The organism is Brevibacillus reuszeri (assembly GCF_001187725.1).
In the GTDB taxonomy this organism is placed as follows: domain Bacteria; phylum Bacillota; class Bacilli; order Brevibacillales; family Brevibacillaceae; genus Brevibacillus; species Brevibacillus reuszeri.
Genome location: NZ_LGIQ01000009.1, coordinates 970,481 through 993,972, shown reverse-complemented (window position 1 = coordinate 993,972; position 23,492 = coordinate 970,481). Strand labels below are relative to the sequence as shown.

Annotated in this window: 20 protein-coding genes; 17 read left to right on the top strand and 3 right to left on the bottom strand. The window is 46.6% G+C overall.

The window, feature by feature from the left end:
• Positions 1-9: 9 nt before the first annotated feature.
• The 6 genes from ADS79_RS18950 (at position 10) to cdaS (ending at position 7,108) form a co-directional block, all read left to right on the top strand.
• Complete coding sequence (locus ADS79_RS18950) at positions 10-3,177, top strand: M14 family metallopeptidase (protein ID WP_236700037.1); 3,168 nt, start codon at positions 10-12, stop codon at positions 3,175-3,177.
• The gene (gene pcp, locus ADS79_RS18945; protein ID WP_049739951.1) at positions 3,174-3,821 is read left to right on the top strand and encodes a pyroglutamyl-peptidase I; all 648 of its coding nucleotides are present in this window, start codon (positions 3,174-3,176) and stop codon (positions 3,819-3,821) included. The genes ADS79_RS18950 and pcp overlap by 4 nt, the downstream gene beginning before the upstream one ends.
• Before the next feature lie 76 nt (positions 3,822-3,897).
• Positions 3,898-4,614 carry a 5-oxoprolinase subunit PxpB gene (gene pxpB, locus ADS79_RS18940; protein ID WP_049739950.1) on the top strand — a complete coding sequence of 239 codons (717 nt, stop codon included), beginning with the start codon at positions 3,898-3,900 and terminating at the stop codon, positions 4,612-4,614.
• Positions 4,611-5,621: a 5-oxoprolinase subunit C family protein gene (locus ADS79_RS18935; protein ID WP_049739949.1), complete on the top strand. Its 1,011-nt coding sequence runs from the start codon at positions 4,611-4,613 to the stop codon at positions 5,619-5,621. Before pxpB ends, ADS79_RS18935 begins: the two co-directional genes overlap by 4 nt.
• 4 nt (positions 5,622-5,625) lie before the next feature.
• A complete protein-coding gene (locus tag ADS79_RS18930; RefSeq protein ID WP_049739948.1) occupies positions 5,626-6,390 on the top strand; it encodes a LamB/YcsF family protein in 765 nt (254 codons plus the stop codon).
• A gap of 106 nt (positions 6,391-6,496) precedes the next feature.
• Complete coding sequence (gene cdaS / locus ADS79_RS18925) at positions 6,497-7,108, top strand: sporulation-specific diadenylate cyclase CdaS (protein WP_049739947.1); 612 nt, start codon at positions 6,497-6,499, stop codon at positions 7,106-7,108.
• 130 nt (positions 7,109-7,238) lie between these two features.
• Here cdaS and ADS79_RS18920 read toward each other — a convergent pair whose 3' ends face one another.
• Positions 7,239-8,465, bottom strand: coding sequence for an aminopeptidase (locus ADS79_RS18920; protein WP_049739946.1), 1,227 nt, complete (start codon positions 8,463-8,465; stop codon positions 7,239-7,241).
• Between the two features lie 324 nt (positions 8,466-8,789).
• Here ADS79_RS18920 and pepF point away from each other — a divergent pair, with 324 nt between their 5' ends.
• Positions 8,790-10,589 carry an oligoendopeptidase F gene (pepF, locus tag ADS79_RS18915; protein WP_049739945.1) on the top strand — a complete coding sequence of 600 codons (1,800 nt, stop codon included), beginning with the start codon at positions 8,790-8,792 and terminating at the stop codon, positions 10,587-10,589.
• Between the two features lie 113 nt (positions 10,590-10,702).
• On the top strand, positions 10,703-11,026 hold the full coding sequence (locus ADS79_RS18910; RefSeq protein ID WP_049739944.1) for an MGMT family protein: 324 nt from the start codon (positions 10,703-10,705) through the stop codon (positions 11,024-11,026).
• A 92-nt stretch (positions 11,027-11,118) separates the two neighbouring features.
• Here ADS79_RS18910 and ADS79_RS18905 read toward each other — a convergent pair whose 3' ends face one another.
• Entirely contained in the window at positions 11,119-11,478 is a 360-nt protein-coding gene (locus ADS79_RS18905) for a Lin0512 family protein (protein ID WP_049739943.1), read from the bottom strand.
• Positions 11,479-11,687: 209 nt separating this feature from the next.
• Between ADS79_RS18905 and ADS79_RS18900 the strand changes: the two genes are divergently transcribed.
• From ADS79_RS18900 to ADS79_RS18890, 4 genes are all read left to right on the top strand, one after another.
• Entirely contained in the window at positions 11,688-13,652 is a 1,965-nt protein-coding gene (locus ADS79_RS18900) for an ATP-dependent DNA helicase (protein WP_049739942.1), read from the top strand.
• Between the two features lie 134 nt (positions 13,653-13,786).
• The gene (locus ADS79_RS34530) at positions 13,787-13,987 is read left to right on the top strand and encodes a hypothetical protein (RefSeq protein ID WP_084765994.1); all 201 of its coding nucleotides are present in this window, start codon (positions 13,787-13,789) and stop codon (positions 13,985-13,987) included.
• Between the two features lie 652 nt (positions 13,988-14,639).
• Complete coding sequence (locus ADS79_RS18895; RefSeq protein WP_084765993.1) at positions 14,640-16,799, top strand: acyltransferase family protein; 2,160 nt, start codon at positions 14,640-14,642, stop codon at positions 16,797-16,799.
• 110 nt (positions 16,800-16,909) lie between these two features.
• Positions 16,910-17,890: a 2-hydroxyacid dehydrogenase gene (locus ADS79_RS18890; RefSeq protein WP_049739941.1), complete on the top strand. Its 981-nt coding sequence runs from the start codon at positions 16,910-16,912 to the stop codon at positions 17,888-17,890.
• Between the two features lie 65 nt (positions 17,891-17,955).
• Here the strand turns inward: ADS79_RS18890 and cyoE are convergent, their stop codons facing one another.
• Positions 17,956-18,873, bottom strand: a complete 918-nt coding sequence (gene cyoE / locus ADS79_RS18885; RefSeq protein ID WP_049739940.1) for a heme o synthase — start codon at positions 18,871-18,873, stop codon at positions 17,956-17,958.
• A 181-nt stretch (positions 18,874-19,054) separates the two neighbouring features.
• Here cyoE and ADS79_RS18880 point away from each other — a divergent pair, with 181 nt between their 5' ends.
• From ADS79_RS18880 to ADS79_RS18860, 5 genes are all read left to right on the top strand, one after another.
• A complete protein-coding gene (locus ADS79_RS18880; protein WP_049739939.1) occupies positions 19,055-19,669 on the top strand; it encodes a TetR/AcrR family transcriptional regulator in 615 nt (204 codons plus the stop codon).
• Positions 19,670-19,969: 300 nt separating this feature from the next.
• Complete coding sequence (locus tag ADS79_RS18875; protein WP_049739938.1) at positions 19,970-20,884, top strand: DMT family transporter; 915 nt, start codon at positions 19,970-19,972, stop codon at positions 20,882-20,884.
• A gap of 148 nt (positions 20,885-21,032) precedes the next feature.
• The gene (locus ADS79_RS18870) at positions 21,033-21,983 is read left to right on the top strand and encodes a heme-dependent oxidative N-demethylase family protein (protein WP_049739937.1); all 951 of its coding nucleotides are present in this window, start codon (positions 21,033-21,035) and stop codon (positions 21,981-21,983) included.
• Entirely contained in the window at positions 21,980-22,444 is a 465-nt protein-coding gene (locus ADS79_RS18865) for a dimethylamine monooxygenase subunit DmmA family protein (RefSeq protein ID WP_049739936.1), read from the top strand. Before ADS79_RS18870 ends, ADS79_RS18865 begins: the two co-directional genes overlap by 4 nt.
• A 23-nt stretch (positions 22,445-22,467) precedes the next feature.
• On the top strand, positions 22,468-23,430 hold the full coding sequence (locus tag ADS79_RS18860) for a PDR/VanB family oxidoreductase (protein WP_049739935.1): 963 nt from the start codon (positions 22,468-22,470) through the stop codon (positions 23,428-23,430).
• Positions 23,431-23,492: the final 62 nt, after the last annotated feature.

Sequence of the window (23,492 nt, the reverse complement as noted above, 5' to 3'; positions counted from 1 at the left end):
GGCAGACAGGTGAAAGGACTACGTGACATCTTTACGACTGCAGGGTTGATTGGCGATCAAAATCAGGATGGAATAGCTGATTGCTTGTCTGTTACATTTTTTCAGCAAACGGGCATTGTGGTAGAAGGCTTGATAGATTTCTGTGCCCGCCTGGGGCTGGAAACCAGTGAGCTCGATTTACCACAGATTTACGCGATAGATACACCTGCTGGAGCAAAAGCAACGAATGAAGAAGACTGGTTGTGCACGATCTTTATTGATCCTGCATACGGTTTAGATGATGCAGCTTGTCAGCTGCATTCGGAGAAGAAGCGGATCGACTTCGTAGGCGGAAGTGAAGCTAGTCTTTCGCGGATTTTGCGCTGGATGGCAGCGAGTTGGCCTGCGGGTGCTTCGCAATTCAAAATGAAAGCATTGAAATGCAGCTCTAGCATGGTACATCTGTACACCGAAGCTGATGGACAAGCAGTCGAGCAAATCGAGATTTTACCAGCCAATGCGGCTGTTTCTGAAACAAAGTCATCAGAGAATCGTCCGGTGCCGCTCGACAATCTCACGGACTTGTGGACGACTGCCGGATTTTATCAGGCAGGGCGTATCGATGTTACAAATCAGACAGATGTCTTCTTTTCAGGCTTGACGACAAGCGCATCGGTGACATCCGCTGCACGCTTTGCAGCTCGCATTGGGCTGGCTTCTACAGGGCTGCGTTTTCCGCTTACAGGTGAATGCGACCGATTAGCTGAGCTGACATTTGCATTACACATCGAACCAAATCAAATAAGCTCGCAAGCTGAGGTCGAAATAAAGGCTGATGAGCGTGAAGCTACTGCCAGAGTGATGCATTTCACAGGGCAAGAAGGTTCCGTTGTTTCGGCACTGGATTACTTCGGAAGTGCAACTCCATACCAAACAGGTGGAACGTATGGAGAGTGGGAGAAAACAGCGGAAAGCGACAAAGCACAGCAGGATTTTCCGCTTTTTATAGAGAAAACATGGAGCGATAAAGGCGAGAGAAGCGAAATCGAACAACTCTTTCAAGAAAAGGTGGAATCGCTCGCACAACAAATGGCTGATGGGGAAAAAACTGTCTCTCCACTTGTGATTACTGCCTTTTTGTCCGAGCCCAGCGAGATTCGACGTGCGCTGGAACGAAGCTGGAGTCAGCTAATTTCTCGTATGTTCCCACAAAGGGAACATCAGGTACAGATTCACTCCGCTTTCAAACCAGGCCTGTGCTGGGTAAAGGAAACGATTCTTCCACTTTTGCAGCATTCCGGGAAGAAGATCGAGCACGTGGCTATCTCTTTTCAACGAGAATCACGCAGGGATGGGATGGAGCTATCGCACCGCTGGTTACAAGAGCTGTACCCGGTTGATCAGCTACTCGCAAAAGAGTTAGGCATTTCCTTGACCCACATTTCATTCGTCATGAATGAACTGCTGCCGACGACCTATCAAGTGGACGTATGGGGAGAAAATGAGGAATTGCTGGGAACCTGGCAACTGGATGTACCCGTATCTGCTGTTCCGTACGCCGATCAAGTGAAACGAGCGTATCCGACGACGTCTGGTCTTGCGATCAACGCTGGCGGGACTGTATACGAGTATGCTATCCCTACAGATCGTGAAAGATTTTGGCAATTTTATACCCAGCAATTTTTGCCTGAGTTAACGGAGGCACTCCTGAAAAAGCAAAAGGAGCCATACCGAGGAGATGTCCCACTGTTTTACTCTATTGATGTCAATGTGGTAATGAGTGAGCAAGAAGAGCGACTCGACATTGATGAAGAAACCATATCGTCTCTGGAAGCCTTGCATGAGGACATCTACTTTTATACGCTGGATTACTATGCCTATCTGGGTGAAAGAGAAACTGGTGTGGCATGGAACTCTCCGGGAGCTGTCCGTCCATTCGTGCAAGTTGAAACGGGTATTTCTCCAAAAGCGACAATTCGTGTAAAGGAATATCAAGAGAAGCAAGCACTCACGGTAGCCACCACTCATTTGTACTTTAAGGAGCAACAAGCACATCCTGTACATGCTCGCCTATTGCTGGCAAATAATACGGTAAGCAAGGTCGAAGAGAGGGAGATTCCACCGGCTGAGCCAAAGGAAGCTCCAGTCATTGCTGATTGGGCAGAACTCGCTGCACATCCCTCTGTCCATATTTGGGAAGTCGAAAAATCGTTTGAAGGTCGACCGATTTATACGGTGGAGGTCACAACACCACCTGTTTCCTCGTATGTGTCGACGCACAAGCTGACTTTATACAAGCCGACTGTGCTGATTGAAGCGGGGCACCATCCGAACGAGGTGTCTAGTATGCCTGCCCTCCGTGAGCTCGTAAAAGAAGTGGTTACTGAAAAAGCGGAGTGGTTGACTCGTTTCAATCTGGTCGTGATTCCTTTTGCCAATCCGGATGGGATCGCACTACATCAGGAGCTGGTAAAAGACAACCCGTTTTGGAAGCATCACGCTGCCCGCTATAATGCAGTGGGTCTGGAGTACACGAATCATCGCTTTAAACCGAGTATTTTTGGTGAATCACGGGTCGTTCCCCTGTTATTTTATCGCTGGATGCCTGATGTCATTATTGATGATCACGGAATTCCATCACATGAATGGACGCAGCCTTTTGCAGGGTACAACAGTCCACCGCGATTCCCTGTATCTTATTGGGTTCCGATATCGCTTTTCTATGGAATCGGTCGCGAGCTGGATCGAGCTGTTTATCCTCAACATGCACTGGCTCTTGATACGATCCAGAGGGCAACCGAGGATGGCATGCGGGAAAATCTGCAGTTGTGGAACAAAAACAAGCATTATGTGGAACGCTATAGACGATATGGACATAATTGGGAGCCGTCCATTTTCCCATTGCCAGACGATCATGAGTTGTTATTTTATCGCTGGCCGACGAAGCCTGATCAGTCGTCGACTTCCCTGGTTTCGCGTTTTCCACAGTGGGTAACGCTTGACTTGATTACGGAGGCAGCAGATGAAACGGTAGAGGGTACGGCACTGCTCGATTGCATAGAGACACATAAGGTGTTTAACCGGGCTGTACTTGGCAGTGTGGCAGCTTGTCCGCAAGTTGTTTTACGTCAAAATGAACAAAATAGCATCCACATGAAACGGATGCGCCCCATACAGATAGGAGGAGAAATGTCATGACAACCGTTCTTGTAACCGGGTTTGACCCGTTTGGGGGTGAGAGTATCAATCCAGCTTGGGAGTCGGTAAAAGAGCTGGCGAAAATCGAGTCAGAGCAATACAAGGTGGAGGTACGACAAATTCCTACGGTTTTTGGGAAGTCCATCGAGAAGCTCTATGAAGCGATTGAGGAGACAAAGCCGGATATCGTATTGTGCATCGGTCAAGCTGGTGGGCGTGGTGATCTTTCCATCGAACGCGTCGCAATCAATGTAAATGATGCACGAATTGCGGATAATGAAGGAAATCAGCCAATCGATAAGGCGATTGTGGAGAATGGACCAGTTGCCTACTGGTCGACACTTCCGATCAAGTCGATGGTTCATGACTTGCAACAGCAGGGAATTCCCGCTTCCATTTCACAGACGGCTGGTACGTATGTTTGTAACCATCTGTTCTATGGCTTGATGCATTACGTTGCGGAGCATCAATCATCGATTCGTGGAGGGTTCATCCATATCCCATACCTTCCTGAACAAGCTGCCAGACAATCGGGACAACCAAGCATGGCGCTGGAAACGATTGTAAAGGGCTTGCGTTTGGCCATCGAGGCTGCCATTTCCCATGAGCAAGATATGGTCGTAAGTGGTGGACAGATCAGTTGATCCAGAGGAGTGTAGCTCCTCTTTTCTTTTCTAACCAAGTAACGTGACAGTACCGATAATCGAAATGGAGGGGGAAATGTTGCCTAACCATGAATTCTCTCCTCTTGGGGATTCGGGTGTCATTGTCAAACTAGGGGACGTCATTGATCAAACGACACATGAGAAGGTCGTAACGTTTTCTGAGTGCCTTCAGAAGAATCCTTTCCCCGGAATGGTAGAATTCGTACCAGGCTTTACTACGGTAACGGTCTATTATAATCCCATCCTTCTCTCTGACCCTGGTAGTGATGTCATACCTTACGAGCATGTCCTCGCAATTCTCAAGAAAATGTCTGAACAGCTTCCAGAAAGGTACGCGAGAGAGGCTAGACTCGTAGAAATTCCGGTTTGCTATGGCGGTAGCTTTGGACCGGATTTGGAAGTAGTCGCACAGCATAACGGTATCACGAGCGAAGAGGTCATCGCCATTCATGCTTCAGCAGAGTACCTGGTCTACATGATCGGATTTGCTCCCGGTTTTCCGTATTTAGGGGGAATGGATGAGCGGCTCTCAACACCAAGACGTTCTTCACCACGGCTTTCTATACCAATGGGGAGTGTTGGGATTGGGGGTTCGCAAACAGGGATTTATTCGATTGAAAGCCCTGGTGGATGGCAAATCATAGGGAGAACACCACAAAGCTTGTTTCAGCCAGACGAAAACTCCCCGAGCTTCTTGCGCTCAGGTGACAAGATTCGCTTCCATCCTATTTCCGAACGGGAATACGAGGAGAGGAAGAAGGTGTCTTCGTGAGTATAGAAGTCATTTCGCCCGGACTTAGTACAACTGTGCAAGATCGCGGCAGATATGGATATCAACAGCACGGTGTCAATGTAGGTGGAGCGATGGACGAATTGGCTTTGCAAATGGCTAATCTGTTAGTCGGCAACAAGTCTACTGATGCAGTTCTTGAGATCACGATAAAGGGTCCAACCTTGGTGTTTCAAAAAGATATGATGATCGCAATTTGTGGTGGAGATTTTCGTCCCATGATCGGCGACGAGCAGATCGCCTTAAATCGCCCTGTATGGATGAAAGGCGGGACTACCATACAGTTTGGGCAGGCCCAAAAAGGCTGCCGCGCATATTTGGCGGTTGCGGGTGGCTGGGACGTTCCACTTGTCATGGGGAGTCGGAGCACCAACCTGCGGGCAGGCTTCGGGGGCTACGAGGGAAGGATGCTGAGGGCTGGCGATACGCTCAGCCATCATATCCCAGGTCCATTTAGTCTTTTTCTCGCACAACAATTGAAAAAAAAGGCGGGCACAGCCCCCTATTCCCATATGAAATGGTTCATTTCTGCAGAATCTCATGCGATAAGTTCGAAAGAAGCTGTGGTACGTGTCATCCGCGGAGATCAGTTTGAGGATTTCACAGCCGAAAGCAGGCACAGCTTTTTTAGTCAAGCTTTTCAAGTTTCTCCACGCTCAGATCGGATGGGATATCGATTAACGGGACCAACGCTTTCTCAAACGACTCCAAACGAACTGATTTCCGCTGCCGTTACTGCTGGGACGATACAGGTGCCGCCTGACGGTCAACCAATTATCCTCATGGCGGATCGACAAACCATTGGTGGCTACCCCAAAATTGGTTACGTAGCGAGTATCGATCTGCCTGTCATTGCACAATTGCGACCAGGTGAAACGGTTCGATTTGTAGAAATCTCACTGCGTGATGCACAGACTGCGCTCTATGAAAGAGAGAAGTGGATGAGACAGATTCAACTGGGGATGGAAATGAATGTGGGCTGGAGGTAAAACGATGAAGTCCGTAGACATCAACTGTGACATGGGAGAGAGCTTTGGCGCTTACCAGTTGGGAAATGACAAAAAGATATTGAACTACATCAGCTCAGCCAATATCGCCTGTGGCTACCATGCTGGAGATCCTGCCACCATGAAAAAGACGGTACGTATGGCTTTGGAGGCAGGAGTAGCCATCGGAGCACATCCCGGATTCCCTGATCTGATCGGGTTTGGACGCAGAAATATGGAGCTGTCAGCTGAAGAAGCCTACGATATCGTCGTGTATCAGATAGGCGCGCTGCAAGCCTTTGTTCATTCGGAGGGCGGAGTGATGCAGCATGTCAAGCCGCACGGCGCTTTCTATAACATGGCTGCCACAAGACCCGCACTGGCGGATGCGATCGCAGAAGCGGTGTATCGAGTCAACCCCGAACTGATTTTGTATGGACTGGCGGGAAGCGAGCTGATCAAGGCAGGTCTAAAAATAGGCTTGCGTACAGCTCATGAGGTATTTGCCGATCGGACTTATCAAAAGGATGGGACGCTTACTTCAAGAAATCTCCCGAATGCCATGATTACGAATCACGAGCAGTCGATCTCACAGGTCGTGCGAATGGTGAAAGAGGGTCTCGTTTTATCCCAGCAAGGAATTGACGTAGCTATTACCGCAGATACCATTTGTATTCATGGGGACGGGGTCCATGCGCTAAAATTTGCCGGGCACATTCACCAGGCACTGACAGCTGCGCAAATATCCGTTCTGGCTGTTGGCTCACACTAAGTGGAGTTTATTCAAGTGTGACATGCTTCGGATGCTTTTGTCACCAGATGGGAACACTTAACCGTAAGGGGAGTTCTGTAAACAATTTGGTGATTGAGGGGTTTCCATGGAGCATGTGAATTGTGATACATCGCTATTGAAGCAGGAGCTACGAGAAGAATTAGTTGCGATTTCAAAAGCAATGGAAGAAAGCATAGACGCTCTGGCACACGAAGGCGGATGTCTTCTCGGTACCTTCGAAAAGATCAGAGGCAGATTCAACAGATTGGAAACAGTCGCCGCCTCCTTCTATTTGCAATGCTATTTAGCACCGTACACGGAAAAATACGTGGATGTTTCGGTTGCTGTCCAGCACTTAGCAGAGAAAAGACAAGGGGCTCTAATCGTGATTGAACGAACTGATTCCTTGGGCACTCTTTTACAAGCGGGGATTCCAATCGGAGCATTGCTCAGTCATTCCTTGTTAGAATCGATCTTTTTTCCGGGTGGCCCGCTTCATGATGGAGCGGTGCTCGTTCGGCAAAACCAGATCATCTCGGCCGCAAATGTACTTCCACTGTCACAGGTCGTGGTTGGGGAGAAAAAGCTCGGCACTCGCCATCGTGCTGCTATTGGACTGAGTGAAGTCAGTGATGCCTTGATTATCGTTGTCTCTGAGGAGACGGGGAAGGCCTCGTTTGCTCTGCAAGGCCATCTTTATCCGATCATTTCTCAGTAATGATTAAGGGTTAACAAACAGCTCTGCCAAGTTTCGCGGATGGCAGAGCCTTTGGCATGCCTGCATGATCCTATTTACTTTCATCACATGAAAAAAAGAAGAGGGGCGGTTCCCTCTCCTTTACTGTCCACTATGCCCAATTGCCCTTGCGGAAAATAGGCTCACGGCTTCCCTCGGCCGTTTCTCCATCGATATCCATCTCAGCAGAACCAATCATGAAATCAACATGAGTCAAGCTCGTATTGATCCCGTATTGCTCCAGCTCTTCATTGCTCATCTTGGCGCCATTCTCGATATTGACGGAGTACGCGTTGCCAATTGCCAGATGGTTGGAGGCATTTTCATCAAACAACGTGTTGAAAAAAATGATATTGGATTGCGAAATGGGCGAGAGGTGAGGAACCAAAGCAACTTCACCCAAGTAATGAGAGCCCTCGTCCGTCTCGATCAATTGCTTGAGAGAGTCCTCGCCTTTTTTTGCTGTTGCTTCCACAATTTTGCCGTTTTTAAAGGTCAGTGTGAAATCTTCAATCAGATTACCGTGATAGCTAAGCGGCTTGGTGCTGGAAACGGTTCCGTTTACACCGTTTTTGAGCGGTGCAGTGAACACTTCCTCCGTCGGCATGTTGGCCATGAAGAAGACACCGTTTTCGTTATGTCCGCCGCCGCCAATCCATATGTGCTTGGGAGGGAGCTCAATCGTCAATTCCGTTCCAGGAGCTGTGTAGTGCAGGTATCGGTATTGCTTTTCATTTAGCAAATCTACCTTGCTGTTCAGCGCTGCATGATGGTCATGCCATGCCTTCACAGGGTCATCCATGTCGGCGCGGGTTGCCCGGAAAATGGCATCCCACAGTGCTGCTTCCTGTTCCTCGGCAGGAAGGTTTGGAAACACCATCGAAGCCCATTGCACTGAAGGGACAGCGAGGACGCACCAGCTTACTTTATCAGACATGGTGTAGTTTCTGAGTGTATTCAAGGCTTGTCCAGCTGCTTTATTGGAGGCAGAGATTCGCTCTAGCGCTACCCCTTTTAGCAGGTCAGGATTGGATGCAGTTACGTACAAGAAGGCAGCACCGTTCTCAGCCATTTCTTCCAGCCCTTTTGCTTTCCATAGAGGGTATTCGGCAAAAGCCTCGTCTGGAGCCAGATCGAATTTCAGGCGTGTCAATTCATCGTCGGTCCAATCCATGACGACGTGCTTCGCTCCTGCTTCATACGCCTTTTTCGCGACAGCTCTTACGAACGGTGCAGTAGAAATAGGGGCAGTGATGACGAGCGTTTGCATTGGCTGAACATTTACCCCAATTTTAACAGCAAGCTCGGCATAACGTTCAAAATAAAGATCAAAAGACATGGCATTAACCTCCTCATCCATTACAAAACAACATTCTTTCTCTATTATATCTATTTGTCTGGAAATACTTGCTACTTATTTTTCAATTTCCTAGGAAAGCGCAGAAGTAGACAGATCATAGGGAATTTCGCGCTTATCGATGATAGGGAGTGTATGAATCAGTCGAAATGTGTAAATAGTAACAATGTTCTTGATATTATCTAATCGTTTACAAAAAAATAATAAAAGATTCTTTTATTTTTGAGAATTAGAGGAAAATTCAAAAGAGAATCAAACTTTAATAATAGAAATCATTTTATTGAACTACTGAGGGAGGCACAAACAGTGAAAACAAGAAAGTCACGTGATCAAGTCGATGTAGCGTTAACATGGAATTTAAACGATTTGTTTGAAAGTCAAGAAGCGTGGGAAGCAGAGCTTACTGACATTGTAAGTCATCTGCCAGTAGTTACCGCGTTTCAGGGTCAACTACATACGGGTGCTGAAACATTGCTGGCTTGCCTCGAAGCCAAAGAAGCTATCACGATTCGTGCGCAGCTCGTAGCGTCTTACGCAAGTCTGCGGACGTCAGAAGACGGGACTAATCCACAAAACCAGGCGAACTCTGCTCGCGTAGGGGATATGGTTTCTCATCTCAATGCATCGCTTTCCTTTATTCCATCAGAGATACTAGATCTGCCAGAAGGAACAATTGAGAAATATTTGCAGGAAGAGCCTGGTTTGGAGCCATTCCGTAAACACTTATCTGACTTGCTAGAAACCAAACCATACCGTCTCAGTGCAGATACAGAAGCAGCTTTGGCAGCATTGGGTGAGGTCTTTGCAGCACCGTATACCATTTATCAGCGCGGAAAGCTCTCGGATATGTCCTTTGAATCCGTGACAGACAGCAATGGGGTGGAGAATCCTGTTTCTTTCGCTTTGTTCGAATCTGACTACGAAATGTCTTCTGATACAAAGCTGCGCAGATCTGCTTTCGAGTCTTTCTCCCGTACGCTTTCATCCTATCAGAATTCCTTTGCAGCAGTGTACGCGACAGAAGTGAAAAAACAGACGGTCATGTCAAGATTGCGCGGCTTCGAGTCTGTTACCGAGATGCTCCTGCATCCACAGCAGGTTACATTGGAGATGTACCATAACATTTTGGACATCATCGGCACTGAGCTGGCTCCGCACATGCGCCGCTTTGCAAAGCTGAAAGCAAAAGAACTGGGGCTGGAGAAGCTTTCATTCTGCGATTTGAAGGCACCGCTTGATCCTGAGTTCAGCCCGCCTGTTACGGTTGAGGAAGCAGGTCGTACGATCAAGGCAGCTTTGCAAGTAATGGGGCCAGAATATGCAGAAATCATGGAAGAAGCACTGAATGAACGCTGGATTGACTATGTAGACAACGTAGGTAAGTCCACTGGCGCATTTTGCTCTACACCATACAGCAACCACTCCTACATCCTGATTACATGGTCAGGCAATATGCGCAGTGCGTTTACACTTGCGCATGAGCTTGGACATTGCGGTCACTTCACGCTGGCTGGCCGTAATCAGACGTATACGAATGCTCGTCCTTCCTTGTATTTTATCGAAGCGCCTTCAACGATCAATGAGCTCTTGCTGGCCCAGCATATCGTACAGCAATCAGACGATCCTCGCTTGAAGCGTTGGGTAATTCTGCAGCTCATGAATACGTACTACCATAATTTTGTTACTCATTTACTTGAAGCGAGAATGCAGCGTAAAGTATATGAAGCTGCCCAGCAAGATGTTCCTTTGACGGCGAAGAAGCTGTCTGAATGGAAAGGTCAAGTTCTTGCCGACTTCTGGGGAGATGCAGTGGATCTTGACCAGGCAGCTAGTCTTACCTGGATGCGTCAACCACACTACTACATGGGCTTGTATCCATACACGTATGCAGCGGGTCTGACTGCCTCTACCGCGATGGCAGCGAGCATCCAGAAAGAAGGACAGCCTGCGGTAGATCGTTGGCTGGAAGCTTTGAAGGCGGGCGGAACAAAAACACCATTGGAATTGATGCAGCTGGCTGGTGTCGACATGGCAGATCCGCAACCGATTCGCGATGCCGTGGCGTATGTAGGCAGCCTGGTTGATGAATTGGAAAAACTGTTTTAAACTCACATCATAAACAATGCTTTGGACTTGAGGGAGGGGGCTTGTGATGCTAAACGCGTCACAAGCTCCCACGCCTTTTCGCAAGCAGGGTAAGGAGTGTCACAAAAGCACACATGAGACCGTTTACGGAAAGAGCAATCTCGATTATAGCTGGCATCCCTGAAGGAAGGGTCATGACCTATGGACAAATTGCAGCACTGGCGGGAAGCCCTCGGGGAGCAAGACAAATCGTTCGCATCCTCCATTCGATGAGTAAAAAGCACAAGCTGCCCTGGCACCGGGTCATCAATGCCAAAGGGAGAATCGGACTGATGGATGATGAATCATTCCTGTTGCAAAAAATGTACCTGGAGGGTGAAGGAGTCGCGGTATCTGCGGAAGGGGAGATTGATCTTGCCCAGTATCAGCATCTTCGAGCAAGTGAGAGCGAGGAATAAGGATGATGCCCAAAAAATACCTCCTATCAGTCGTAGTGCAATGTACGCTGAATAGGAGGTATTTTCTTTTGTGAAAGCGCAGGAATACTGGATTAGTAGCCTACCTCTACGGATGCGATGACCACATAGGCCAGATCGTTTTTATCCTCTTTTTCAGCAATGACGACACCGCTGCTGGTTAACATCCCGCCGTCGATCACTTCAAACGAAACCGTTCCATATGGCAATTCTGTGCGTACCGTTTCCAGATCAAGCTTGTCCTTGTCTGCTGGGACAGCCAATCGCACATGGACTTTCATATTATGGATGTCATTGCCAGGGAGAACGGAACGCAAACCTGGCATCGAGTTATGATGAATGGCATTTTGCACAGCACGAACAGCTGCTTTGGTCACGTTTTGACCGTGCAGATCAATCCCCATTCCGATTTCGATAAACATGACTTTTTCCATTGGACAATCACTCCTACTAGAAACTTCGGGTATGTATCTCTTCTCTTTCATCTTACCACGATTCTACAAGAAAGCTTATCTTTCTATAAATTTAACGCTAGCGTGCTTTTTTTGAAGGCCGCATATTGTGTTTATTGCTAGGACATGTCATCATTAAATGTTGGTATAACCATCGATGATTCTTTTCATTAATTGGAGGCAGGACAGAAGTGGAACGGTATCCTTTTGCGTACGAACCGTCACAACCATTCATTTCACAAGTGAGCGATTGGGTAGCGGACGTATTTTATGAGATTTTGCCTGAGGCGGGATTTGAAGTCAGAGATGAGCAAATCTACATGGCTTTTCAGCTTGAACGCGCTTTTGCCGAAAAACAAACGATTTTTGCCGAGGCGGGAGTCGGTACAGGAAAAACCCTTGCCTATTTGCTATATGCGGTCTGTTATGCTCGTTATACGAGGAAGCCTGCGATTATTGCCTGTGCCAATGAGTCATTGATTGAGCAGCTGGTCAAGCCGGAAGGGGACATTGCCAAGCTTGCACGACATTTGAACCTGACGATTGATGCGCGACTGGGGAAATCTCCGGACCAATACGTCTGCCTGAAAAAGCTGGATGAGGCCAGATACCAACTCGACGAGGGGGAGGCCTATCAAGAGATTTATGTGGGGCTGCCTTCCTTTGTACACACGCATGAAGCTCTTCAATCCTTTTATCCATATGGGGATCGGAGCACCTACCCGGATTTGGATGACGAGCAATGGGCTAAAATGAATTGGGATTCGTTTCAAGATTGTTTTTCCTGTGAGAAGCAGCATCGCTGTGGACAGACTTTATCCAGAAATCATTATCGCCAATCGGCAGATCTGATTATTTGCTCGCATGATTTTTACATGGAGCATGTGTGGACCTATGAAACGCGAAAACGGGGTGGGCAGCTACCTTTGCTACCTCCGCACAGCTCGGTTATTTTTGATGAGGGCCATCTGCTTGAGCCTGCTGCGCAAAAGGCCTTGACGTATAAGCTGAACCATACGGTGTTCGAAGAGATCATTACTCGCTTGCTCAAAGGAGAAATTCGGGAATCGCTAGCTGTAGCAATTGAAGAGGCTATCGCCCAAAGTGAAGAGCTGTTTGCTCGTTTGGATGAAGAGAGTAAGGCAGTAGTCGGCTCCAATCGCAAAGAGATTCAATTTCATCCAGAGCTTCTTCAAGCGATTCACCGCTTTACCAGTCTTGTCGATTGGATCGAGGAAGAGCTGGCCCTTGAAAGCGGTCTCTATACACTGGATGAATTCCAGCTGCGGATTGTCGGCGAGCATTTGGAAATGATGCAGCTGGCGCTTCGTTTGTTCCAGGACCCTGGACACGTCATTTCGTGGATGACGGAAGAAGTAACCGGACCGACACTAATTGTCATGCCAAGAATGGTTCAGGAAATCCTGCGTGAGCGTGTTTTCTCCCAAAGCATGCCGATCATCTTTTCTTCTGCAACTTTGTCTGTTGAAGGCGGATTCGATTTTGTTGCTGATAGCTTGGGGATTGAAAAATATCTTTCTTTCTCTGTCCCATCGCCATACGAATATGCAGAGCAAATGAAAGCATTTGTGCCTAGGCTGTCCAGCGATGATCTTTTCCATGAAAAAATGAGCAGTACAGTCAAACGACTCAATGAAACAGAAGGGAAGGCATTGCTGCTGTTTTCGTCAATGGAAGAAATGAAGCAGTTCAAACAGGCCATCTCCTCTTACTCGGAGTGTTCGCATCTGCCATTCTTGTTTGAGGGCGATCAGGAAATCAGTCATTTGATCTCTTGCTTTCAAAACGATGAAAAGACTAGCCTCTGTGCAGTCAGCTTATGGGAAGGGCTCGATGTACCTGGACCTTCTCTCTCAAATGTGATTATCTGGTCTTTGCCATTCCCGCCAAATGATCCTGTGTTTACTGCAAAGCGAAAAGGGGCCGCTTCTGCTTTTGAAGAGGTAGATTTGCCGTATATGCTGCTTCGTCTCCGTCAGGGGATTGGTAGGCTAATTCGCACGAGAGAGGACAGCGGGATCGTTACGATCTTTAGTCCAGAGCTGCATCAAGGTGAAAAGCTGCGCAATCATGTGAAAGCGATCTTCCCGGATGGGGTAGAGTGGAATGAAGAGCCTGTTGATACGTTGATGTAAGATAGAGCCTGGATAGGTATGACACTTCTGTTACGTTCGCCACAAACTGGTATCTACCGAATATCTTGATGTTATAATAAGAGTTCATACAAGAAAGAATGAATAGTAGAATCAAACGGGGAAGGTGTTCAGGAGTGGGTAACATCGATTTTGCCAACTTGCCGTGGAGTTTGTTTTGGGTTGGAATCTCCTATTTTCTGGTAACTGGTGTTTTCTTTTGTCTTGGATTTATGCGACTCGTTTCTCAACGTGTGCGCAGCGGGATTGTTTGTATGGTAATCGCTGTGGTCAGCGGTGGACTTTTCTTAAATTATTTATTTACCCATCACGTATAAGCACCTGACATAGCGGATAGGTTTTTCCGTAAAATGGATTTTCTTCAATAAATAAAGGGAGCTATTTGGCAGATGATCAAAGCCAGTAGCTCCTTCTTTTTTTGGTGAGATTTTCCGGGAAAAAATCCGTGTGAAATTGTAAACAATTTGTAACGCGTTTCCCCTCTGAAGCGTCTTATAATCAGGATACACGAGGTTCGGATCATAAATGTGATGGACCTGGCAAAGTCCGGAGCATTTCTTTTACATACCGGGCAGGAATGAGGCGATGCAGTATACATAAGGTAAGAAGGAGAACGAAAAAGATTTGACTGTGAGTAGTTATTCACATCCTGAATACGGGCCACGATGTTTGGAATAATTCATCATCCATAAAGATTATGAACGAGACCAACCCCGTTTTCTTCCTCTTCTTGGAAATCAGGGGTTTTTGCATTCATTCAGCACGCATTTCCCGATGTGTATAGGCTGCCCCCGTCCACCAACAAAAGGAAAACAGAACAGAAGTAAAAGGGGAGTATGCAGATGAACTGCATGACGAGTACGGTAATCAAACAAAGCAATCACACCTGGGATCACCAACAACGAAGAGCAACACATGGCAACAAAACAAGTAAGAATCGCCAAGCAAAGAGCAGAGGAGGCCGTCACGATGCCTGAACCACTCAAAGGCTCCAGCCGCTACATGGCTGGAATAGACGGACTGAGAGCTCTGGCGGTACTTGCCGTAATCGTCTATCATCTGAATTACAACTGGGCGCCTGGAGGACTTTTGGGCGTAGGTATTTTCTTTGTCCTCTCGGGATATCTGATTACCGATTTGCTCATTGCTCAGTGGACTCGTCATGGTCGCCTCGACATGAAGGACTTTTGGATACGAAGAGCACGTCGGCTGCTGCCGGCATTACTGCTGCTCTTGATGCTCGTCGTGGCATGGGCTGCCATTTTCTCTCCCGCTCAAATGTCGAGTGTACGCGGAGATGTTCCCGCTGCCATTTTGTATGTCAGTAACTGGTGGCTGATTTTTCAGGATGTCTCCTATTTTCAAAAATTTGGTCCGCCTTCTCCACTCGGGCATTTGTGGTCGCTTGCCGTTGAGGAGCAATTTTATTTGTTCTGGCCACTGCTCCTAGCCTTCGGTTTGCATTTCGTGAAACGTCGCGGTCCACTTATCGTTCTCACACTGCTAGCAGCTGCCATTTCCGCGCTGGCGATGGCATTCCTCTATGAACCAGGTCTAGATCCAAGTCGGGTCTATTACGGAACGGATACACGGGTTTTTGCCCTTCTGATTGGTGCGGTGCTGGCAATGGTATGGCCCAGTCGAAAACTATCCCCCGATATATCTGCGAAAGCTCGCATTACCCTTGATGCCACAGGATTTCTCGGTCTTGCTATCCTGCTCTATGGGATTTGGAAAACGAATCAATATGATGATTTTTTATACCAAGGAGGATTAGTCCTGCTGTCTGTCGTGAGCGCTGTTGTAGTGGCTGTGCTTGCGCATCCAGCGAGTCATTTTGCCAAGTGGATGGGATGCAAGCCGCTCCGCTGGCTCGGTGTACGCTCGTACGCCATCTATTTATGGCACTATCCGATTATCGTTTTGACTACCCCAACGGTTGAACAAAGTGAATGGAGCCAAATCACACGCGCTATTCTTCAATTGACCGCGACGCTCGTCCTTGCAGCACTCTCCTGGAAGTATATCGAAGAACCGATTCGACGCGGTGCCTTGGGCAAGGTTTGGGCAAAGCTGCGTCCTGTAAAACAAGGCCAGCAGTCCAAGCGATATACACGATGGATCGCATCAGGGTGCGCGATCATTTTGTGTGTGACGTATTTCGGTGTTGCATCCCTCCGCTCCGATGCTACAGCCAGCCAGCCACAAACGGATTCAGAAGCAATGGAATCCGCGCAATCCTCTGGCTTGGCACAATTGCCAGAAGAGCAAGGGAAAAACGACAGTCAGTTCGATGCTGGGCTTGGTCCACATGGTCCTATCGTTCCACCAGCTAGCAAGCCCGAAACAGGGAAAAAGCCTTCTGCACCCGTTAAAACGAATGAAACGGCGACAACACCTGCAAAAACGGAAAAACCAACCCAAGGAAAATCAGAACCAGATCAAGCACAGAGTACGGCGAATGCGAATCATCCTGATGCCTCCGATGGTGCAAATCCACAAGATACAACCAATTCCGGGAAACAGGACCAGGCAGTACGCCCTGAGGAGGCTGCAGTTAGCTCTGGTAAAGGGATTACGGCATTAGGAGACTCGGTGATGCTGGATGTGGCTCCGCATCTGGAAAAGCTTTTGCCGGGAATCGTGATCGATGCCAAAATCGGCAGACAGATGTCACAGGCTCCAGAGCTGGTAGAACAGCTCAAAGCAAAGGGCTTGCTCGGAAATCGAATCATCATTGAGCTTGGTACCAATGGGGCCTTCAGCAAAAAACAGCTGGAGAAGCTGCTGCAATCGCTGGATGGTGCTGATCAAATCATACTCGTGAACACTCGTGTACCGAAGCCGTGGGAAAGTGTTGTGAATGCGACCTTGGCGGAGGTTGCCGCTGCTTACCCCCACACAAGCTTGATCGACTGGTATGCAGCGAGTGCAGGGAAAAGTTCGTATTTCTATAACGATGGCGTTCACTTGAAGCGTGAGGGCTCGGAGGCTTATGCAGCGCTTCTTGCCAAGTCTGTTCGACCGGAACAAGCAGAACAGCATGTGAATCCAGAAAAAAAGCCAGCATCCGATGAAGCGGTGCAGGCTGTAGAGACAAAAAGCGATACTCCAGGTGGGGAGTCGTAATTCTTTTGCCAGAAAGCAGGAATTGCATCCTTTCTTTCCGAACTGGATAGAAGACCAGCGAATCATTAGGTTCGTTGGTCTTTTTACTTCGAAAGCGAGGATGAGTACACATGAAACCAAAAGTGATTATTTATAAAAAAGTAGAGCCGGTCATTCTGGAATATGTACGTGATGCTTGCGAGGTTGTTTATTTTGAAAATATGGACGACAATACATCCGCTTCTTTTTATGAGGAGTTAAAGACAGCAGAAGGACTCTTCGGTGCGGGATTAAAAGTAGATGAGGAATTGCTGGAAAGAGCACCACAATTAAAAATTGTGAGCAATATTTCCGTTGGCTATGATAATTTGGATTTAGCTGCGCTAAACAGTAGAGGCGTTATGGCGACAAACACACCGGATGTCTTAAATGAAACGGTTGCGGACACGATGATTGGTTTAATGCTGGCAGTCGCCCGCAGAATACCTGAGCTTGATCATTACGTGAAAGCAGGGGAGTGGACGGCAAATTTAACCCCGACCCATTTTGGGGTCGATATGCACCACAAAACCCTCGGGATAATCGGGATGGGAAGAATCGGTGCGGCCATTGCCAAGCGGGCTCATTTTGGATTTGGCATGAACATTCTTTACCACAATCGCTCGCGCAACGAAGAGGTAGAGCGTACCTATCAGGCTACCTATTGCTCTCTGGAGAAATTGTGCCAGGATGCCGATTTTATTTGCTTGATGGTTCCGTTGACGCCTGAGACACAAAATTTAATTGGCGAAAAAGAATTCGCTCTCATGAAAAAGACCGCGATTTTTGTAAATGGTTCACGGGGAGCAACGGTTGATGAGGAAGCTTTGGTAGAGGCGTTGCAAGAAGGAAAGATTTTGGCAGCAGGTACAGATGTGTTTGTACAAGAACCGGTGAGTCCAGATCATCCACTTCTCTCGATGCCCAATGTGGTTACGCTGCCGCATATTGGCTCGGCGACTGCTGAGACGAGACTTGCGATGGCCCGTTTTGCTGCAGAAAATCTCGTGATGGGACTTGAGGGGAAACAACCACCGGCTTTATTGACAGCCATTCCTTCCAAGCGTTCATAATTACCATTCCGAGTAAAAAGGTAAACCCCCTTGGGATCGAGCTTTTTCCAAGGGGGTTTGCGTTTTTACAATCCGAACAGGATACCCATGAGCGAGTAAATAATGACTGTCGAAAAAAGAACGGTCATATGAACCAGAGAGAAAATAAACATCGATTTTGCCCATTTCTCGGAATCCATCTTTGAATAGCCAAGAACGCTCAATGCCAGCCAAGCGACACTCAGAAGTAGAGCAACCAGCATCAGACCAATACTGAGTGATTCAAAGAGAAAGCTGGCAGCAATCAGGACAACCAGATAAATATTCGTTTGGATATAGGTTCGTTTTATTCCTTTAACAACAGGGAGCATCGGAACCTTAGCTGCCTTGTATTCGTCATGCTTGCGAATAGCAATGGTGTAGAAGTGCGGCATTTGCCAAATCACCATAATAATAAACAAACCGAGAACAGCAGGATGAGTGATATCCGGGTAAATGGCAGCCCATCCGATGAGAGGCGGCATCGCTCCCGAAATACTTCCGATCTCCGTGTTGTAAATCGTTCTTCGCTTGCTCCACATGGTATAGGGTACAACATAAAAAAACAATCCTAGAAACCCTAGGATAGCTGCTAGAGTAGTGGTAAATGCGAGAGCGGTCAAGCCCAGAACAGTCATGATGATCGCCAGCCACAGGACCAACTGAGGCTCGATCTCACCGGTCACGGTAGGTCTTTTTTTGGTTCTCTCCATAATGGCGTCAATATCGCGATCATAGAGATTGTTAAATGCACCGGCTGCCCCCATGATCAGAGACGAACCTACAAAAGAAAGCAAGATTTCCGGTAGCTTTTCAAGCAGGCTGTAGTGATATGTAAACATAGCCAATGTCAGACCTGCGAACATTGGAACCAAGTTCGATTTAATGATACCGGTTTTTACGGTTTGCGACAAAATAGATGGCAGACTTTGTTTCTGCGCTGCAGCGTGAGCTTCTCCTCGCATGCTGAGCCACCTCCCCTTACTAGAATATATAAAAGTCAGCTCATAATCTAGAGTGACATGATTGGTAGTTTGTTTCTTGCGTCATCCAGCGATAAAATTATTTACATACTTATACGAATTTATATACTATGTGGTATATTAATGCTACAGAGTACGAATGTCAAGCGAAGGAGAAGGAAGAATGGTCAGACGCAGACTAACCCAAGTGGAGCGAAAGAAGGAAACACGGCAGTTACTTCTGGAATCAGCTGTAGAAACCTTTGCGAAATTCGGCTTTCACGGGGCTTCTGTGGATAAAATTGCCGAAACTGCTGGATTCAGTAAAGGAGCGGTATACGCCCATTTTCATTCCAAAGAAGAGCTTTTTCTGGCAATCATGGAACAACAGATGCACGTCCATGTGCAAAATATCCTGAAAGTCATCGACCAGCATCAATCCATCTCCCATTTTATTGAAACTATGCAGGACTATGTTCATTCCATCCGCCAAGAAAACCGGGCATGGAGTATGCTGAATATGGAGTTTTTACTCTACGCCATGCGGGAAGAGTCCGTTAGTCACAAGTGGTCAGAAATGATTCGAAAGTCTATTCGTCAAATGTCTGAAGCTATTGAACAGCTACTAGTCAAACAGAGCCATCAGCCTCCGCTTTCAGCAGAAGAAATGGCTTGGACGATTTTGTCGCTGGAGAATGGCATGGCGATTTTCTATTATATCAGTAAAGAGGATATGCCCGTGCACATCTATGGAAAAGCATTGCATAATGTTCTTTTTAATACGGTTCAGGAAAAGTAGCGAAACAATCCTCGTGGCAGGATATACATACAGAGTTGGAAAGCTGGCGGAGGAGTACGAGGTGACAGAATTCATGATCCTTACCGCTATTCCTGATTATTAGAAAACTTGGCTTTGCCATGCCTTTTGGCTGAGGTCGTATGCCTTACTTGCCCAATCCATGATTGTCCCTGGTGTCAATGTGTTTGATCGGACATAAATTAGATAAAAGTATAGCAGGTAAACTCATGGACTTTTTTCAGTTTCTCATGTAGTATTGCTACGATATGATTAATGCAACGGGCGAAAGAAGGCTAATCCATGATTCGGTCCTACATGCTATTGTTGTTTTGTGTGACGTTATGGGGCAGTAATTTTGTGTTTGGAAGTATGTTGGTCAAAGAATTTCCACCGCTATTTCTTGCAGATGTTCGGCTGTTATTTACCTCAATGTTTTTGCTGATTTACGCTTGGGTGACCAAAAAGTTTGTGAAAATCAATTCAAAAGAGCTAGGCTTGCTGATCATGCTCGGACTGATCGGAACGTTAGCGAATCAAACTGCTTATTTTAACGGTTTGCTGACAACAGATGCTACGACAGCTTCCTTGATTTTATCCATGGCACCAATCGTGACTGCAGTACTCGCTTCGCTGTTTTTAAAAGAACAATTTACTTTGCGCATGAAGATCGGTTCTGGGCTGGCACTCGTGGGTACTTTTTTTGTCGTGGGGATAGGGGCTGGCTTATCAATTTCCAAAGGCGTATTACTCATTGTGATCGCCATGGTTACATTCTCGTCTTCAATGATCATTATTCGAAAGCTGACGCAGACCTTGCACCCGTTCATTTCAACGGTCTATTCTACGACAATGGGAACACTTTTTCTGACACCTGCAGCACTGCTTACAATCGATCCGGCAGCCAAGATTAGCCATGAGGGCTGGGCGTGGCTCCTGCTCATTTTCACGGCGATTTTGATGCAAGGTGTATGTGGGATTGTTTGGAATTCACAGCTGCAAATCGTAGGTACTGGGAAAGCAGCCATTTTTCTTAACTTACAGCCGTTCGTCGCGATGCTTGTTGGCTTTTTATTACTCGGGTCTCATGTCACTGCAGTGCAGATAGGAGGTTCTCTGCTCATTGTTGCTGGAGTTGTCGTAGCATCCCTGCGATCGAAGCAGGCTCCACAGGGTGCGAGTGGGAGAATGCTGGCAAAACAGACGAAATCGGTGTAATGTTGCCGTAACGGGAAAAAGAGTGAATAGCAAAAGTAGCGTAAACATGAAAAAGAGGGGAGAAATCGCCCTCTTTTTTTGTGTTTTGAATCCGCCTTTATTTTTTGTATAGTATAAACAGATAAAAAATTCAGAAAAAGGTGACTGTATGATCTTAAAGGATGATTTACGATCTTTTCCTTTTCCCTTTGGTGATAGTCAAGCCTACAAGTACTCGAACAATGCAGTCCCATTACGTCCACCGAATCCAATTGAAGTGACGGATAAGTACTTGGATGAAATTCGTTTGAAAAGAGAGCTGCTTACAAACCATCCAGAGCGCTGTTATCAATCATCACCACATACAATGGATGCACAATGGGAAGTTGTTGATCTCATTTTACATCATCTTGTCTATTTTTATCCAGAACTGTTTGAATTGGAAAAGAATGATGAACAGTGGATTTTTTCAAACGTCCTGACAAATGAAAGAGTAGCTTTTATCTTCGGAGATCGAACAACACTAGAGGAAGAACCTTTGGATTTTATCGGTCGTCATGTTCAAGAAGATTTACTTTTGATGATGCAGCGGGACGGCGACCTGTTTCTAGACGCTGGCCAGCTATGCTTTCCAGCCAATTGGTCTTTGTATTTTAACGTAGGGATGACTTTCAAAGAAATCCATTCGCCAATTCCGGGGTTTCAGTCAGAATTACTGGATGATCGAATCCTGCAATTTCTCATGCGAATCGAAGCAGACACTCCGTGGGGAAGAAAAAATTGGTCACTCATGGCGGGCAACAAGCTAGATACCTCGCTTGAAACGTTTGCAGAATGGGGGCAGGCACGCAAACAAGTGACAAAGGAAAATGCAGGATGGCTCGTGCATTTGAGGGTAGAGATGCAAAAGCTATTTCGTCTGCCGAAAAGCAACGGAATTTTATTCACCATTCATTCACACATGCTTCCTTTGGAAAGGTTCATTCAGCATCCACCTTGGTTAGAGCAATTTTATGCTATTTTGCACGGACTCCCTGATTTTATTTCTGATTACAAAGGGATTTCCCACTATCGGCAACATGTACTTGAATATCTTGTAGAGGAAATGAAAAAGAGATGATAAGACCAGTGCAAAAGGAGCTTTTATTTAGCAAGGGGAAAAGGAAATATTTATTTTGCACCGATTCAGCGGGTGCAGAAGCGTTATATCCACTCGTTCGTCAGACCATGGAAGATCATGTCCCATTTGATTTCCTCGAAATTGAACATGAATCTGATTCCTTCCTTGAACAGTGGTTCAGTCAACAAAAAATGGGAACCTATATGTACTTGTCTGGTAAGTGGGAATTTGTTAGTCGAATAAAAAATCTGGCTTTGGAGGCAGGCTTTACGGAATTTGAAATGCAATTGAAAGTCATAGGACCTGCTAGAAAGAAGTTACTTTGCAGTAAATGCTATGGGATTCATGAGGTCGAGGAAGTATTGCACGTTATCTGTATACATTGTGGACTATACCTGGAAGTTTCGAACCATTATTCACGTCGTTTAGATGCATTTCTTGGTTATTCATCGATCAAATAACGGAATACAGGAGGAACATTGAGTTGTATCGAAACAGAGCACTTCAAGTGCGTGTAGCAAATATAAAGGAAGAAACTTCCACAATCAAAAGATTCACATTGCAAGCAATAGATGATACCATACTTCCGCCCTTTAGTGGCGGTTCTCACATAACAACTTTTTTACCACAACCCACCGGAATATTGGATCGGCATTATTCTGTTTTTAACCTAACGGCAAAGACGGGACTGCTTGAAATCGCTGTCCGCTTAGCAGAAGATTCAACTGGGGGCTCTTATTATTGGCACCATCACGTTCAAGTAGGTGATGTTTTATCAGTAAGCTACCCGAAGAATTACTTTCCATTGAGCTTTCAAGCGAAGCATCACGCATTTTATGCAGCCGGGATTGGGATTACCCCATTTTTATCTATGATGGCGGAGCTCACTGAAAAGAATAAGACCTTTGAACTGCATTATGCGGCAAAATCAAAAGAGCAGTGTGCTTTTTATGACTACTTGCATGAGGCCTTCCCAAATCAATGTCACTTTTATTTTTCGAATGGTGAAGACAAAAAACGTATATCTCCAACGCAACTTTTGAATCATCGAATTGGTACGCATGTTTATTTTTGTGGTCCTGAGAGCATGATTCAAGACTTTGCCACTTCAGCCAAGACATATGGCTATCCTCCCTTCCATGTTCACTTCGAGCGATTTGCTCCGAGGCCAATGAAGGAACAACATGCGTTCCAAATAAGAATGAAAAGAAAGGAAACAGAGCTTGAGGTTCCAGCGAACGCTACCTTGTTGGACGTGCTGTTGCAAAATGGAATCAAGATCCCATACTCCTGCCGTGTAGGCGGTTGCGGGACTTGCGAAATAAAGGTGACAGAAGGAGAGATTGTTCACTTTGACTCGTTTCTATCCGAAGAACAGCAAAAATCCAATCGAACCATGTTAAGCTGTGTATCGCGAGGAAAGGGGAGGCTGGTTTTGGATCTATAGCGGAGATTACCTATCAAACAAGCGGCAGACTAGGAATTTGTACTCATCCTAGCCTGCCGCTG

Coding starts and splice junctions, on each gene's coding strand:
- ADS79_RS18930 (WP_049739948.1), top strand. CDS start 5,626: ATGAAGTCCGTAGACATCAACTGTGACATGGGAGAGAGCTTTGGCGCT.
- ADS79_RS18880 (WP_049739939.1), top strand. CDS start 19,055: ATGGTCAGACGCAGACTAACCCAAGTGGAGCGAAAGAAGGAAACACGG.
- cyoE (WP_049739940.1), bottom strand. CDS start 18,873: ATGCGAGGAGAAGCTCACGCTGCAGCGCAGAAACAAAGTCTGCCATCT.
- ADS79_RS18875 (WP_049739938.1), top strand. CDS start 19,970: ATGATTCGGTCCTACATGCTATTGTTGTTTTGTGTGACGTTATGGGGC.
- cdaS (WP_049739947.1), top strand. CDS start 6,497: ATGGAGCATGTGAATTGTGATACATCGCTATTGAAGCAGGAGCTACGA.
- ADS79_RS18890 (WP_049739941.1), top strand. CDS start 16,910: ATGAAACCAAAAGTGATTATTTATAAAAAAGTAGAGCCGGTCATTCTG.
- ADS79_RS18920 (WP_049739946.1), bottom strand. CDS start 8,465: ATGTCTTTTGATCTTTATTTTGAACGTTATGCCGAGCTTGCTGTTAAA.
- ADS79_RS18895 (WP_084765993.1), top strand. CDS start 14,640: ATGCCTGAACCACTCAAAGGCTCCAGCCGCTACATGGCTGGAATAGAC.
- ADS79_RS18865 (WP_049739936.1), top strand. CDS start 21,980: ATGATAAGACCAGTGCAAAAGGAGCTTTTATTTAGCAAGGGGAAAAGG.
- pcp (WP_049739951.1), top strand. CDS start 3,174: ATGACAACCGTTCTTGTAACCGGGTTTGACCCGTTTGGGGGTGAGAGT.
- ADS79_RS18870 (WP_049739937.1), top strand. CDS start 21,033: ATGATCTTAAAGGATGATTTACGATCTTTTCCTTTTCCCTTTGGTGAT.
- ADS79_RS18905 (WP_049739943.1), bottom strand. CDS start 11,478: ATGGAAAAAGTCATGTTTATCGAAATCGGAATGGGGATTGATCTGCAC.
- ADS79_RS18910 (WP_049739944.1), top strand. CDS start 10,703: ATGAGACCGTTTACGGAAAGAGCAATCTCGATTATAGCTGGCATCCCT.
- pxpB (WP_049739950.1), top strand. CDS start 3,898: ATGTTGCCTAACCATGAATTCTCTCCTCTTGGGGATTCGGGTGTCATT.